Annotated in this window: 12 protein-coding genes; 8 read left to right on the top strand and 4 right to left on the bottom strand. The window is 52.0% G+C overall.

The window, feature by feature from the left end:
• Positions 1-138: 138 nt before the first annotated feature.
• A complete protein-coding gene (gene metE, locus FH974_RS06525) occupies positions 139-2,430 on the bottom strand; it encodes a 5-methyltetrahydropteroyltriglutamate--homocysteine S-methyltransferase (protein ID WP_047883519.1) in 2,292 nt (763 codons plus the stop codon).
• A 287-nt stretch (positions 2,431-2,717) separates the two neighbouring features.
• Here metE and metR point away from each other — a divergent pair, with 287 nt between their 5' ends.
• Positions 2,718-3,629 carry an HTH-type transcriptional regulator MetR gene (metR, locus tag FH974_RS06520; protein WP_047883518.1) on the top strand — a complete coding sequence of 304 codons (912 nt, stop codon included), beginning with the start codon at positions 2,718-2,720 and terminating at the stop codon, positions 3,627-3,629.
• Positions 3,630-3,802: 173 nt separating this feature from the next.
• Here the strand turns inward: metR and FH974_RS06515 are convergent, their stop codons facing one another.
• A complete protein-coding gene (locus FH974_RS06515; RefSeq protein ID WP_047883517.1) occupies positions 3,803-3,991 on the bottom strand; it encodes a DUF4250 domain-containing protein in 189 nt (62 codons plus the stop codon).
• A gap of 144 nt (positions 3,992-4,135) precedes the next feature.
• Positions 4,136-4,804: a hypothetical protein gene (locus FH974_RS06510; protein ID WP_047883516.1), complete on the bottom strand. Its 669-nt coding sequence runs from the start codon at positions 4,802-4,804 to the stop codon at positions 4,136-4,138.
• Between the two features lie 303 nt (positions 4,805-5,107).
• On the opposite strand from FH974_RS06510, the gene FH974_RS06505 reads away from it, so the two are divergent.
• The 4 genes from FH974_RS06505 to glpC all read left to right on the top strand — a co-directional run bounded on the left by FH974_RS06505 (position 5,108) and on the right by glpC (position 10,903).
• Positions 5,108-6,280 carry a GGDEF domain-containing protein gene (locus tag FH974_RS06505; protein ID WP_047883515.1) on the top strand — a complete coding sequence of 391 codons (1,173 nt, stop codon included), beginning with the start codon at positions 5,108-5,110 and terminating at the stop codon, positions 6,278-6,280.
• A 326-nt stretch (positions 6,281-6,606) separates the two neighbouring features.
• Positions 6,607-8,310 (top strand): anaerobic glycerol-3-phosphate dehydrogenase subunit A, encoded by a 1,704-nt coding sequence (glpA, locus tag FH974_RS06500; RefSeq protein ID WP_047883514.1) that lies wholly within the window; start codon positions 6,607-6,609, stop codon positions 8,308-8,310.
• A complete protein-coding gene (glpB, locus tag FH974_RS06495) occupies positions 8,307-9,695 on the top strand; it encodes a glycerol-3-phosphate dehydrogenase subunit GlpB (RefSeq protein WP_047883513.1) in 1,389 nt (462 codons plus the stop codon). The genes glpA and glpB overlap by 4 nt, the downstream gene beginning before the upstream one ends.
• Positions 9,692-10,903, top strand: a complete 1,212-nt coding sequence (gene glpC, locus FH974_RS06490) for an anaerobic glycerol-3-phosphate dehydrogenase subunit GlpC (RefSeq protein ID WP_047883512.1) — start codon at positions 9,692-9,694, stop codon at positions 10,901-10,903. The genes glpB and glpC overlap by 4 nt, the downstream gene beginning before the upstream one ends.
• A 177-nt stretch (positions 10,904-11,080) precedes the next feature.
• Here glpC and FH974_RS06485 read toward each other — a convergent pair whose 3' ends face one another.
• Positions 11,081-12,289 (bottom strand): MFS transporter, encoded by a 1,209-nt coding sequence (locus FH974_RS06485; protein WP_207103580.1) that lies wholly within the window; start codon positions 12,287-12,289, stop codon positions 11,081-11,083.
• 95 nt (positions 12,290-12,384) lie between these two features.
• Between FH974_RS06485 and FH974_RS06480 the strand changes: the two genes are divergently transcribed.
• The 3 genes from FH974_RS06480 (at position 12,385) to FH974_RS06470 (ending at position 15,465) form a co-directional block, all read left to right on the top strand.
• A complete protein-coding gene (locus FH974_RS06480) occupies positions 12,385-13,254 on the top strand; it encodes a LysR family transcriptional regulator (protein ID WP_047883510.1) in 870 nt (289 codons plus the stop codon).
• Positions 13,255-13,568: 314 nt separating this feature from the next.
• Entirely contained in the window at positions 13,569-15,113 is a 1,545-nt protein-coding gene (locus tag FH974_RS06475; protein WP_047883509.1) for a methyl-accepting chemotaxis protein, read from the top strand.
• A 145-nt stretch (positions 15,114-15,258) separates the two neighbouring features.
• Positions 15,259-15,465 (top strand): hypothetical protein, encoded by a 207-nt coding sequence (locus FH974_RS06470; RefSeq protein ID WP_047883508.1) that lies wholly within the window; start codon positions 15,259-15,261, stop codon positions 15,463-15,465.
• Positions 15,466-15,683: the final 218 nt, after the last annotated feature.

Here is a 15,683-nt window from a genome sequence, read left to right as displayed (position 1 = left end):
ATTAAAGTCAATACTGATTATTTTTCAAATCCTTGTACTTAAATGGCTGAAAGACAGGCACAAAAAAGCAAAAAAGAGCGCCTAAGCGCTCTTTTTGATAATTTCATATATTCACACAGATGAGTATTACCCTATCCGTTATACGGCTTTTGCCTGCCACTGCTCACGCAGCTGTTTCGCGGCTGCCACCATGTTGCCCAGGGCCGCTTCCGTTTCCGCCCAGTTACGGGTTTTCAGGCCGCAGTCCGGGTTAATCCACAGACGCTCTGCCGGAATCAGTTGCTCCGCTTTTTCTACCAACTGCACAATCTGCGCCACATCAGGAATGTTCGGAGAGTGAATATCATACACACCCGGACCGATTTCATTCGGGTACGCAAACTCTTCAAAAGCTTTCAGCAGTTCCATATCTGAACGCGAAGTCTCAATAGTGATCACGTCTGCATCCAGTGCCGCGACTGACTTGATGATGTCATTGAATTCGCTGTAACACATGTGGGTATGGATCTGCGTTTCAGGCTCGGCACTGGCAGCTGAAATTCTGAACGCTTTCACGGCCCAGTTCAGGTATGTTTGCCACTGGCTCGCTTTCAGCGGCAGACCTTCACGGATTGCAGGCTCATCAATTTGAATAACCTTAATGCCGTTTGCTTGCAGGTCAGCCACTTCATCACGCAGCGCAAGGGCAATCTGGTTCGCGATATCTTCACGGGACAGATCTTCCCGCGGGAAAGTCCAGCCCAGAATTGTCACAGGTCCTGTCAGCATGCCTTTTACCGGCTTTTTCGTCAGCGACTGAGCATAGGTTGTCCAACCAACTGTCATCGCTTCTGAGCGATAAATATCAGATACAATCACCGCCGGTTTCACGCAACGGGAGCCGTAGCTTTGTACCCAACCGAAACGGGTGACGGCAAAACCTTCCAACAACTCGGCGAAGTATTCCACCATATCATTACGCTCTGCTTCACCGTGTACCAGCACATCCAGATCCAGTTTTTCCTGACGGGCAATCGCATCGGCGATGTGTCCCTGAATCGCCTGAGTATAGTCCTGCTCTGACAGGCGACCGGCTTTGTAGTCACGACGCTGAGTCCGGATTTCCCCCGTCTGTGGGAAAGAACCGATAGTCGTGGTCGGCAATAACGGCAGTCCCAGCGACTGACGCTGCAGACGCGCACGCTCTGCATACGGCAGTTTACGTTCAGCCAGCGCATCAGTGATTGCTGCGCTGCGCTGACGTACCTGAGGATTATTTACCCGCTCACTCGCAGCACGAGCTTTGATTGGGGCGCTGTACCGCTCACATTCTTCCTGCGCAACCACACTGCCGTCCAGAGCTTGAGCCAACAAGGTGATTTCACGGCATTTCTGCTTGGCAAAAGAGAGCCACTGACGCACTTCCGGGTCCAGATCTGTTTCCAGATCAAGGTCGATTGGGCTGTGCAACAGTGAACAGGACGAGCCCAGCCACAGGCGATCCCCCAGCGCCGCTTTAACCGGCTGCAAACGAGCCAGCAGAGCGCTCAGATCAGCACGCCAGACGTTGCGGCCGTTGATTACCCCGGCAGACAGTACCCAGTTTTCCGGCAACGCATCGACAATCTCATCCAGCTGAGCGGGTGCCGCCGACAAATCCACATGCAGACCATCAATCTTCAGCTTGGTGATGTTGTCCAGATGATGGGTAATATTATCGAAGTACGTGGTCAGCAGAAGCTTCGGACTACCATGCAGAACCTGATAAGCCAGGTTGAACGACTCAGACCACGCCGCAGGCAGCTCGAGCGCCAGTACCGGCTCATCAATCTGCACCCATTCCACGCCGAGCTTGGCCAGCTTACTCAGGATCTGCTGATAAGCCGTCAGCAAACGCGGTAGCAGTGACAAGCGATCAAAACCCGCTTCTTTCTCTTTACCCAGCCACAGGTAAGAAACCGGTCCCAGCAGCACAGGCTTCACGGCATGACCGGCTTGTTTGGCTTCGGCTACTTCTTCAAACAACTGCTGCCAGCTGACAGTGAACTCGTCATCGGCGCTGAATTCAGGGACCAGGTAGTGGTAGTTAGTGTTAAACCACTTGGTCATATCTGCCGCTGCACATGAACAGCCAGTCGGTGCTTTACCACGGGCAACCCGAAACAGGGTATCAAAATCCGGGAAGCCTTTACGGTGTCGTTTTGGCAGGTGACCAAGCAGCATGCTGGTGCCCAGTACATGGTCGTACCATGCAAAATCACCCACAGAGACAAAATCCAGACCGGCACCAGACTGATCCCCCCAGTGACGATGACGCAGCAGGCTGCCGACTTCTTTCAGTTCTGCCTGGTCAATATCGCCCTGCCAGTATTTTTCCTGAGCAAATTTCAGTTCACGCTGGCTGCCGACTCGTGGGTAGCCAAGGATATGTGTGGTGGTTTTCGTAGTCATAATGATTCTGTCCTTGTTATCGAAATATCGCGGTTATCTGGTTAACGCAACCATTCATCTATCTCAGGTATCTCAGGCATCGCGTTGTTGAGGTAACAATGACTGATGGACAGGGAATCGGGCAATGTCTATTGCCTAAAGTTAATGTTGAACAAATTTCATATTGATTTTGGGTTTTATTATGTTATTTAGCCGTCTAGATGTTTACACCGCCATGATTAACCAGTACATTGGCTGAACATGGAAACCGGCCTGATACAGGCGGGTATGAGCAGAGGGAAAGCCCATTGATTGAAATTAAACATTTGAGAACCCTGACCGTTTTGCGGGACACCGGTTCACTGACCGCCACTGCCAACACCCTTTGCCTGACACAATCTGCCCTTTCCCATCAGTTGAAAGATTTAGAACAACGGTTAGGCAGCCCGCTGTTTTTGCGCAAGACCCGCCCTGTCAGGTTTACCGCCGAAGGAGAAATTTTGCTGCGTCTGGCTGACGAGGTAATTCCCCGGATTGCCAAGGCCGAGCATGAACTGGCGAGCCTGAAGGAAGATGTCAACGGACGGCTGCACATGGCTATTGAATGCCATTCCTGCTTCCAATGGCTGATGCCGGCACTTAAGGAATACCAGATTCACTGGCCAAGTGTTTCTCTCGATTTCTCCTCCGGTTTTGGGTTCGAACCGATTCCCGCCCTGAGCGCCGGGGAGTTGGATCTTGTGATTACTTCAGATATCCAGCCACGCAGTGAAATCCACTATGAGCCGCTGTTTGATTTTGAAATGCGCTTAATTGTGTCCCCTCAATCTCCCCTTGCAGATAAAGCCTGCATTGAGCCGGAAGATCTGGCGGAGCAAACCATGCTCAGCTACCCGGTTCAGAAAAACCGGTTGGACGTGGTTAAACACTTTCTCCAGCCCGCCGGTATCGAGCCGAGCCACTGGAAACAGGCTGACAACACCTTGATGCTGATTCAGATGGTCTCTGCAGGATTGGGCGTTGCAGCACTGCCTAACTGGGCCGTGTATGATTTTGCGCGGCAGGGATTAATCGTCAGCAAGCCGCTCGGTAAGGGGTTATGGCGCCGCCTGTTTGCGGCTATCCGGGCATCGGAACGTGAGCGTCACTACCTGACGGCATTTTTTGCCACGGCAAAACAGCAGTGTCAAACGCATCTGGAAGGAATTAAAGCCGCCTGAGCATTACATTAGTGGCGGAGAATCACATCAGTGGCGGAGCACCGTCGTGACGGCAAGCGGCTCTGTGAAAGGTGCATTGAAGGTAAATCTTGATGCTATGCGATAAAGCCAGCCCGGAGTTGAAGCTGGCCATAGTCTGAAACCAATACAGAATTACCGGTTATTTGACCAAGTTATTTGAATTGATTATTGATGGGGTCGTAACGGAAGCCCATCAGCTCCATCTTGGCATTCAGTTCTTCAGAGTCGAGCTCATAACGGCTGGCCAGCTCTTCAAGTGTGGAGCACTCCAGCCGCAGCTTTTCATTGACGATACCGAGAACAATATGACCATCCATGCGCAATAAGTTGTTAATCTCCATGCCTACCCCCTGGTGACGTTCAGCTACTCAGTAAGCTTTTTTACCTAGTAAGCATAGACACTGAGAGACGGAATGAAAAAGCCCCGCCTCACAGTTATCACGTCCGCTTTCACTTCGAACTGAATTCACCGGCTTAGATCATGCTCAGAGCAATACCAGCTGAAAGTTCGCGGACACCACCAGCAACGCGCCAGCCATAACCAGCTGCCATTTGTTGACTGTTTTTCCGCTGAGCAGGTGGAACGCCCACACCAGCAAGCCAATTACCAGCAATGCCAGCGACGCGATCATTGGCTGAATCAGCGTCTGAAGCTGCGCTTCATCCAGTCGGCTTGCCATCCAGAGCAGACAGAGAACACTCACCATCGCACTCGCGAACCCGGCAAACGGCAGCAGACGGTGGAAAGCCTGTAGTCGGGTACGGGCATGCGTCAGCAGAATATGTGCCACCATCGAACCGAACAAGGCAGTCGCCATCAGGCTGAGGGCAATCACCGGCAGTGACATGCCAACCATCACGGCTACCCACACCACAACCGCCAGTACATTTGCCAGATAAAATACTTTCAGCGGCCCGGCATCACGGGTTTTCCCGGTTTTGACCTGCATAGTGAAGTAGCCCACTGCCGCCAGAGGCAAAACGGACAGCGGCTGCGAAAAGGCGGCAATCAGCCAACCAGCCAGCAGAACAGGTAGGGTTTTATGGACACGACCACGCTGACCCGGGCAGATTTCCCCTTTGGTCAGCACCAGAGAAAAAATCAATTGCGTACCCAGCAGCGCAGGAATTAGAAAGATCAATGCGGCATTCATAAGTTGTGGTCTGAAACTAAGAGTCAAAAGTGGCGGCGATCATAGCAATTCCTCATCACGATACCAAATGCCAATGCACGGAATAGATTTTGAACTGCGCATTGATGGCTTTTCGACTAACCACTCAGTTGCATAAAATTCTGTACTGCCCCGTATTTTTTGAATAAGTAGCAAAATTTACACTATGTTTTTGGATCAACATCACTGCACAAATATGCTTGATGGTGAATAATTCGCCTTCACGGAGAAAAACCACAAGCAGTGCGGTTATTACACGTCACCTTAACAATGAGAAGCAACGGAATGCATGAAGCGCCTGGCCAACTGCTAAAGACAATCAAGCTTTATATTCCTGATCTCTGGAGTGCCAAAGCGCATTCTGCCAGCTTTCGTGAAACACGGAGTGGTTACCTGCGCAGCCGGATCACTATGCTGGCTTGCGTGTGGGGCGTTCTGGTTATTGCATGGATTCCGTTTGATCTCCTGTTTCTGCCTTCAGGCCACGGTGAAGCCATTGCCCTGTCCCGCGCGCTGCTGGGAGCATTTCTGTTCGCCCTTGCCCGCGCCAACCACCAACAAACTTCTCTACGCCACGCCCAACTGTGTATGAGCCTGCTGGTAATCGGGCTGAACCTGTTTTACCTGCACGCCGTGTGGCAACTCGATTTTCCACTGGTGTACAGCGGCTTTATTTACGGCTATACCCTGCTGCCGATTATTCACGTTGCTGTCCTGACCATTCTGCCCGTCACCCTGAAAGAAAGCCTGGGCCTGCTGGCAATTACCGCCGCGACCCAGCTGTATGTCGACCAACAGGCCGGACGGATTTTCACCCCGGAAAACCTCGCCGATTACTGGCTGCAAAATGTGCTCGCGCTGATGGTACTCTGGTCACAGCTCTCCAAGCTCTACATGTTAATGCGCCTGTACCGGCAGGCAACGTTGGATCCACTTACCGGGGTATACAACCGACGGATGCTGCTGCAGCAGGCGCAAAAAAGCCTGCAGCTGTGCGACATAAAGAAGCAACCTTTCTCGGTGCTGATCTTCGACATCGATAAATTCAAGCGTATTAACGATACCTGGGGACACAGCACCGGTGATAAAGTGCTGCGTGGTTTTGCTACCTTTTTACAGGGCAACATCCGAAAATCGGATCTGTTTGGCCGCTATGGTGGTGAAGAGTTTGTGCTGTTTCTGCCCAACTGCAATGCTGACAATGCCCAGCAAATCGCCGACCGCATGCTCTCGGCCATCCGTCAGCTTGATTTACCGACAGGCTATGACCAGTCCACTCTACATATCACCACCTCAATTGGTATCGCCTCCTATACCAACGGCGACACGCTCTCTTCCATGATGGAAAGGGCCGACCGTGCCTTATACGAGTGTAAAGATTCCGGGCGCGACTGTGCCCGCTACCACTCCGTGGGCTACCGTTATGCTGGTGACGAACGCCGCAAAGCAGTGGCTTGAAGCACTGCGACACAGACTTATCAGGTAATACTCATCACTCATCATTAAATGCTCGCAAACGCCCAGCCATGCCTGTTTTCATCCCATATTCGGAACAAATACTTATTTTGATTGCGCTATTGCGGGCAAACACCTGCTCCTAAGTGTCACTTTTTTGTGATCATACTCTTATAATTACCATTAAATTTTCGTTTGAACGCTCGAACGCTCATTAGTCTGCTTTTGATCAAGAAAGTCCGACGTATTCCTTGGCATATTATCCTTATGGAAAATAAGGATTCGTTCCTTTTCTGATATTCAGAACAGACAAATAAGCGAAAACGAACATGACTAGTTGGTTTGAAACAGATGTTGTGATCATCGGTGGCGGTGCAACAGGGACAGGTATCATGCGTGACTGTGCCTTACGGGGCATTCGCTGTATTCTGGTCGAAAAAGACGACTTAGCGTCAGGCACTACCGGCCGAAACCACGGCCTGCTCCACTCCGGTGCACGCTATGCCGTCACCGATCAGGAGTCCGCCCGGGAGTGTATTCAGGAAAACCGCATTCTCAAGAAAATCGCCCGACACTGCGTGGAAGATACCCAGGGGCTGTTCATTTCACTGCCGGAAGATGACCTTGCCTTTCAGCAAACCTTTATCAGCGCCTGCCAACAGGCCGATATTGATGTTGAGCAGCTGACACCACAGGAAGCGCTGCGCTATGAACCCAACTGTAACCCCAACCTGATTGGCGCGGTAAAAGTACCGGATGGCACCCTCGACCCGTTCCGTCTGGCGGCCTCCAACGTCCTTGATGCTGTTGAACACGGCGCTCGCTTATTTAACCACACGCACGTTACCGGCCTGATCCGCAACGGTGCTCAGGTGTGCGGTGTGAAATGTCTGAATCTCAAAACCGGTCAGGCGTTTGACATTCATGCCAAACAAGTCGTTAATGCAGCCGGTATCTGGGGCCAGCAAATCTGTGAATATGGTGATCTGTCGATCAAGATGTTCCCAGCCAAAGGATCATTGCTGATCCTTGATTACCGCATCAACAATCTGGTGATCAACCGCTGCCGCAAACCATCAGATGCCGACATTCTGGTACCGGGCGATACCATTTCACTGATTGGCACCACCTCCGAGCGGATCGATTACGACAAGATTGATGACTTGCATGTCACTCATAAAGAGATTGATATTCTGCTGGAAGAAGGCACCAAACTGGCACCAATTATGGCGAACACCCGGGTACTGCGTGCCTACGCCGGGGTGCGCCCGCTTGTCGCCGTGGATGGCGATACCAGCGGACGCAATATCAGCCGCGGTATCGTGCTGCTTGATCATGCTGAACGCGACGGTCTGGACGGTTTTATCACCATTACCGGTGGTAAGCTGATGACTTATCGCATGATGGCGGAATGGGCGACCGATCTGGTTGCCAAAAAACTGGGCAACACCACCCCGTGCACCACACATGAGCGCCAGCTCCCTGGCTCAGCTCAGCACGCAGTCAAAAAATCACACACCGCCAGCCTGGCAAAACCAGTGTACCAGTCGGCGTATTACCGCCATGGTGAACGCGCCGAGAAGTTCCTGAGCAATGACAAGAAAAGCCAGGCGGTAATTTGTGAATGTGAAATGGTCACCTGTGGCGAGGTGGAATACGCCATTAAAGATCTGGATGTACATAACCTGGTTGACCTGCGCCGCCGCACCCGCATCGGCATGGGGCCTTGTCAGGGTGAGCTCTGTTCATACCGTGCCGCCGGGCTGTTTTCCGAATACGGCAATCAATCAGGCAATGCGTCAAGCCACCTGCTGAGCGATTTTCTGGAAGAACGCTGGAAAGGCATTAAACCTGTTTTTTGGGGCGATGCGCTGCGTGAAAGTGAATTTACCTACTGGATTTATGAAGGCCTGTTTGGCGTCAGCGACCTGCCGGAGCAACAGCCACCACACATCAGCACAAACGGCCAGCAGCCAGCCACTGACCATACAGATTCCATCCGCCGCCCAGCTCACAACGAGGAAACAGCATGAATTTTGACAGCATTATCATTGGTGGCGGTGTTGCCGGCCTCAGCTGTGCCATTCGCTGCGCGGAAGCGGGACTAAAAACGGCTGTGATTGCCGCAGGTCAGAGCGCCCTGCACTTCTCTTCCGGCTCTGTCGATGTTCTCAGCCGCCTGCCAGACGGGTCAGCCGTTTCACAGCCGTTTGCGGCCTTCGAGGCGCTGGCTGCACAGGCACCAGAGCATCCTTACAGTTATCTGGGGGCTGAGCGCACTCAATCGGCCCTGGCTTGGTACACCGCAATGATGGCCGAGTGCGGTGTGTATCTTGACGCGTTACCTGACGGTCAGAACCACGCGCGAGTAACCCCAATGGGAACGTTTCGCGCCACATATCTGTCACAACAGAGCACTTTCCTGTTTGATTTACAGCACCCGGCTCAGGGGCTGTCATCCGTGGCGCTGGTGACCATTGATGGTTTCCGTGACTTCCAGCCGCAGCTAGCTGCGGACAACCTCGCCAGACACCCGGCCTTTGCCGGAGTCGCCATTAAAACCGCGGCCATTGAGCTGCCGGGGTTTGAAACCATGCAGCGTAACCCGTGTGAATTCCGCTCAATTGATGTGTCACGGGTGCTGCGGGATGAAAGCAAGCTGCATGTCTTCGCGAAAACCATGATTCAGCAAGTCGGCAAAGCGGATCTGGTCATTCTGCCGGCGGTGTTCGGTAACGGGGATGGCGCGGCAACCATCAAACTGCTGGAAGGGCTGACCGGTTTCCGGATTTGTGAAATCCCGACGATGCCGCCTTCCCTGCTCGGTATCCGGTTGGAAGAGGCCATGAAATCTCGCTTCAAACAGCTGGGTGGTCTGCTGCTGACCGGTGATGAAGTAACCGGCGGTGATGTGGAAAACGGCGAGCTAAAACGCATCTATACCCGTCATCACGAAGACATGCCGCTGTGCGCGTCGACGTTCCTGCTTGCCTCCGGCAGTTTTTTCAGTCGCGGCCTGCATGCTGACCGCAAACAGATGAAAGAGCCGGTTTTCGGGCTGGATATGGCACAACCGGATCTACCGCGTGAACAGTGGTATCAGGATCAGTTCTTTACCCGTAGCGGCCACCCCTTCATGAAAATGGGTGTGCAGTGCAACCCGGCCTTAAACCCTTCCCGCCGTGGCGAGACGATTGGCAACCTCTTCTGCGCTGGTGCCATTCTGGCTCACTATGATCCGGTGAGCGAAGGCTCCGGCTCCGGGGTCGCCATTACCACTGGCTATCAGGTCGCCGAAGCCATGATCCGCCAGTATCAGCTGCGCAATGGCCTTGCTCTCAACGAACATGTTTCAAACGAACAAGATGTAAAACAACCAGATTCACCACAACCAGTACCAGAAAGGACACCCGCATGAGCCTAGTGAAACGAGATACCAGCTTTGATCAATGCATCAAGTGTACTGTTTGTACCGTTTACTGCCCGGTCGCCAAAGCGAACCCTCAGTACCCTGGCCCAAAACAATGCGGGCCGGACGGTGAGCGTTTGCGTCTGAAAAGTCCGGACTTTTACGATGAAACTCTGAAGCTGTGCACTAACTGTAAGCGGTGTGAAACCGCCTGTCCGTCCGGGGTAAAAATCGGTGATATGATTGCGGTGGCGCGTGATGAGCACGGTAAAAAAGCACTGAATATCAAGACCATTCGGGATTTTGTACTGAGCCATACTGATCTGATGGGCTCCGCTGCTACACCCTTTGCCCCAATCGTGAACACCATTACCGGTATGAAATCGGTGAAAAAGATCATGCATCACACAATCGGGGTGCATGACCACAAAACCCTGCCGAAATACTCACACGGTACATTCCGGCGCTGGTACAAGCAAAACTGCACCAGTCAGGCGTTGTACCCGGAGCAGGTTCACTACTTCCACGGTTGTTACGTGAACTACAACCACCCTCAGCTGGGGAAAGATTTTATCAAGGTCATGAATGCCATGAGCATTGGCGTTCAGCTGGTAGAAAAGGAAAAATGCTGCGGTGTGCCGCTGATTGCCAACGGGTTCTTCGATAAGGCGAAAAAGAACGCCCGCCTGAACGTGAACAGCTTTGTCGAAGCAGTTGAAAAGTATGATGCTCCGATTCTGTCGACCTCTTCAACCTGCTCGTTTACCCTGAAAGAAGAGTATCCGCATGTCCTGAAAGTCGACAACAGCCAGGTCGCCAACCGCATTGAGTATGTGACCCGCTACCTGCTCAAGCAGTTTATGAATGGCCGGATGCCGAAGCTGAAGCCTGTAAACAAAAAAGTGGTGTACCACACACCGTGTCACCTGGAACGCACCGGCGGCAGCCTGTACACCATCGAGTTGCTGAAAATGATTCCGGGGCTAGAGCTGCAGGTACTGGACAGCCAGTGTTGTGGCCTGGCCGGGACTTATGGCTTTAAAACGGAAAACTATGACACCTCGATGGCCATCGGTAATGATTTGTTTCGGCAAATCAACCGGGCCAAAGCGGACTTTGCCATCACGGACTGCGAAACGTGCAAATGGCAGATTGAAGAAAACAGTGAGCTGGAAGCCATTCACCCGGTTTCCCTGCTGGCGATGGCATTAGCCTGATAACCCTCATCCCGGACGGTTCGTTCCCCGATAAACCGTCCGGGATATTTCTTGCTACTTGCTACTTGCTTTGTGTTTAACTGCTTTTTCTACTTTTCTACTTTTCTACTTACCTAGGCTGCCTCTATTTGTGAATGCTCTAACTGAGTGTTTTAGCTAGGGGCTTAACTTAGAGGCTTAATTAATTGGCAGTTCATTGCCGGTCGGAGTCTGATTAGACTGTTTTGCCAACATAAAACACAGCAGCAAAAGAATCAGATACAACACACTGCCTCCGGCTATCACCCCATGCCAGCCATAATGCTGCCAGCAGTAAATCAGATAGAACCCACCCAGGCTGCCCCCCGCGTAATAGTGAACCAGATACAACGCCGTGGCCGTGGCCTTGGCCGATTTTGCCCGCTGGCTTACCCAGCCATAAGCCAGTGAGTGAGTAAAAAAAGCCCCTGAACTGATTAACAGCAAACCGACCACAATGGCAGCTATCGACTCTAGTGCTGCAACCCACATCCCCACAGCACTCACCACTGTTCCCAACACCATACCCGGAATGGTGCGGAAATGCTGGGTCCAACGCCCGCTGAGCTTGGCGGATAATGTGCCGCTCAGGTAACAGAGAAAAATCATGGATGCCCAGCTGACCGGTACCGAATAAGGTTCAGCGACCAACCGGAACCCCATAACGGTATACAGGTTCACAAACAGGGCGAAGTTGACCCCGCCAATCAGCATCGCAATCCGTAGCACCGGGTTACGTAAATGGTGAAATACACTGAGTGTCTGCTGCCGCAACTGGCCGGTAGACGGCGTAAAGTGCGCCTGCTTCGGCAACAGGAAATACACCAGAATCGCTACCAACAGGCTAAATACTGCCATCACCAGCGCCGCGCCCTGCCAGCCAAACTGTTCAGATAAAAAACCGCCGCTGATACGACCAATGATACCGCCCAGCGAGTTTGCGCTGATATACCCGCCCACGGCCAGCATCAAGGCTCGCGGAGTAAACTCTTCGGCCATGTATGCCACAGCCACAGCCGCAAAACCCGCCAGCGCGGCACCCATGAGAGCCCTCGCCAGACTGAGCGTCAGCAACGAATCGGCCATGACCATCAGACTGCCAATCACCGGTACCATCGCCAAGCTGATCAGCATGACTTCCCGGCGACCTACCCGCTCAGACCAGACTGCCCAAGGTACCAGAGTCAGGGCAAGGGCAAACGTGCTGGCCGCCACCAGCCAGTTCACCTGGGTCGCGCTGGCGGAAAACGTGTCAGCCATCATCGGCAGCATCGGCTGGAATAAGTAAAGATTACAAAATATCAGGAACGACCCTAGACATAGCGCGAAGCTGGCTCGCCGGTATGCTGCGGTTTTAATATCAATCATGACCACACACTCAGAGGAAGGAACTGAGAAAACAGTAGCAATTCCTTAACGATAGTGAAAATATATTAAAACTATCACCTTCATAAACAATCGATATGGATATCCGACAACTGACCTATTTCGTGGCCGTTGCTGAAACACGCAACGTTACGCAGGCGGCAAAGAAACTGCACATCGCTCAGCCGGCGCTGAGCGTTGCGATCAAAAAGCTCGAAAGCCAGCTTGACCTGACCCTGTTTGACCGCAAAGACAGACGCATTATTCTGACGCCAGAAGGTGAAGTACTGCTACACCATGCCCGTCTTATCCTGCAACAGGTCAATGATGCCAATACCGCCCTGAAAGAACTGAAAGGGCTGGCAAAAGGTGAAGTGCGCCTCGGACTCCCCAGCATGCTTGGCTCTTACTATTTCCCGGAAATTCTGATGGGCTTTAAAAGTCAGTATCCGGATCTCAAACTGACGATTGTGGAAGCCGGTACAGAGTCCATCCGCAGGATGTTGCTGAGTGGCGAGCTGGATCTTGGCATTATTCACTGTCTGGAAACCCCGGATAGCCTGGAGACAGAACACCTGCTCAGCTCGCAGATGGTCGCCGTCGTCAGCGAGGACAACCCGCTTGCCCAGCAAACCAGTCTGGATTTCGACACCTTTTTTGCTCAGGAACTGGCAATGTTCAAACCCGGCTACTTCCACCGGGAGTTCATAGATCGCTTTTGCCAGCAACACCACTTCACGCCCAATATCGCATTTGAAACCAACCTGCTGCCGTTGATCCTGAAAATCGTCCGACGCGATTTTGCCATTACGGCACTGCTGGAAATGGTGACTCAGCATGAAAGCGGTCTGGTGCCCTTGCCGTTTAGTGAACCGGTGTACCTGAATATCGCCATTGCCTGGCGTAAACACGGTTATTTGTCCCTCGCGGATCGGGCGTTTATGGAATTTATGAAAAAAGCACGCTGAGTGTGTCACCCCAAAAAAAGTTGTCCCGGCGGCGGCTGAATAGTTAATACCGGCAACGAAATGGCCGCCCTGTTCTACAAGTTTTTTGTTCAAATTGGCCAGAAGTGACGGCAGATCACTGGCACCTGTTTTGTCAGGAAAGCCAGATGCCGCTGCCTGCAAAAAATTACCACTCCTGTCCTGTTCGCATCTACAGTTGATAATGCACGGGATAACCCGATGGAACAAAAAGAACAATAAGATGGACTGCTGACTGACGGTTCACTGCCAAGGTGTTCTCCGATGACCAGCTTTTATGTAGAAGAGGGACAACCATGAGAAAGAACCGTCATGTGACTAACCGTGAGGTGGTGCTTGATCAACAGGCTCAACTGGTGACAACCACAGATTTACAGGGTGTCATCACCTATGCCAATGAAGAGTTTGTCAGTGTCAGCGGTTATCACGCTGATGAACTGGTCGGCCAGCACCACAACATTATTCGCCACCCTGACATGCCTCGGGAAGCGTTCGCTGATCTCTGGCAACACCTGAAAGAAGAAAAACCCTGGCGTGGCATTGTCAAAAACTGCTGTAAAGACGGCAGCTACTATTGGGTTGATGCCTATGTCACCCCACTTTACGATAACAACCGGTTGAGCGGCTATCAGTCAGTCAGGCGTAAACCCACCCCTGAGATGATCACCACAGCCACCCGCATTTATCAGCAACTCAATGCCAGAAAGAATCCCTACTCATTTTCCCTTAAACCTCCGGTCAAACTGGCTCTGACCACCCTGCTCACCATCAGCTCACTCCTGGCGTCGCATTTTTACCTGACTGAGTATCAGGCATTAGCAGGTTTGATCCCACTGGCCATGGTCTTCATTCTGTTTCGAGAAGAGCTGTTCAGCACCCCGAGTTTCTTCCGCCAGCTCAGTCAGAGTTATGACAGTCTGACCCGCATCATATACAGCGGCGACAGCATGAAGTCGATCGCGGATTTTCACTTACAGCTCAATGACGCTCGCAACAAAACCGTTCTCGGACGGATTGATGATGTCTCTCAGACCCTGAAAGTGGTGGCAGACAACCTGACCCGAGAAACGGAAGAGATGCGGGAGTCCATCACCCAGCAAGACAGCGACACCCAGATGATTGCCTCTTCCATTACTCAACTGTCAGCCGTCGCCAGAGAAATTGCGCAGAATACCCAGCTGACCAGCGAGAAAGCCATGATTGCCCAGCAACAGTGCGCTGATACCACTCAGGTGCTGGATGTCACTCAGAACAATATCAACGAACTGGCCATCAAGACCGAAAATACGGCGCAAACCGCCAAATCACTGGTCAAAGTGTCTGATCAGATCGAAACCATGATGATGGAAATTCAGGGCATAGCAGAACAAACCAACCTGCTGGCATTGAATGCGGCCATTGAAGCGGCCCGCGCCGGTGAGCAAGGCCGCGGCTTTGCGGTAGTTGCAGACGAAGTACGGGCGTTGTCACAACGAACCCATGGCGCTACCGAAAAAATTCAGGCCAGCATCGAAGACATTAACGCCACCCTGACCCACTGGCAGTCAACCACCCAGATCAGCATCGCCAAAACTCAGGAATGTGTCGATAACACCAACGCCACCGCCGAGAAAATCCGGGCGGTAGTCGCGATGGTCGATGAGATTGCCGAAATTTCCACCCAGATTGCCACCGCCGCGGAAGAGCAAGGCACAGTATCGGTCGAAATCAGTAACAACGTACATCAAATTTCTGATACTTCCAACCGAAACCTGGCGCGCATGGAAACCATGAAGCAGGGTGCCGGTATGTTGAAAGAAAAAATGATGATGCTGGAAGGGCTTGGCAAGTCCTTTGGATAAACCGGGCTGGCTACCTTCCCGCTTTTTTATCACCTCCTCCCTGTTGCCGATTCCCCGGTAACAGGGAAAGCAAAAGCAAAAAGTTGCGTTTCCACCATATGCATCCACACTGATAATGCATCTATCAACTGATGAGGATCAGAGCATGGCTAAAGATAAAGATTTAGTGAACTTTGGTGAGGAACATGAGCTGAACAGTCGCCTGAAGAGTATGGGCAAACGGCAGACTCAGGACAATCGCAACAAGCTCAAAGAGTTGGGAACACAGGTCAAACAGGAATTAGGCAAACGCGTGCTAACTCATGATGAACTGCGAAGCGCCATGGAAGCCCATAAAGAAATGTTCGAGTAGCCTCTTTAGGGTGTAAACCCGATACACCCGCCGTTGATTCACCGCTTATACATCGACTTGGCTAAGTACATTCATTGCCACATTAACGGCTTCAGCTATCGCGACAATAATACGACGTCTACCGCGCCCTCAACGAGAGCAAACCGTCCTCGTTACAGGGCGCACATTTGCCCAAAAAAGATAAGAAAAAGAAATTTGTAGCGAGCCTCCCTCTCCTT

Source organism: Photobacterium ganghwense (assembly GCF_017329545.1).
GTDB lineage: Bacteria > Pseudomonadota > Gammaproteobacteria > Enterobacterales > Vibrionaceae > Photobacterium > Photobacterium ganghwense.
Note: the sequence above shows the minus strand (reverse complement) of the source record. Positions and strands in the feature narration are given on the sequence as shown.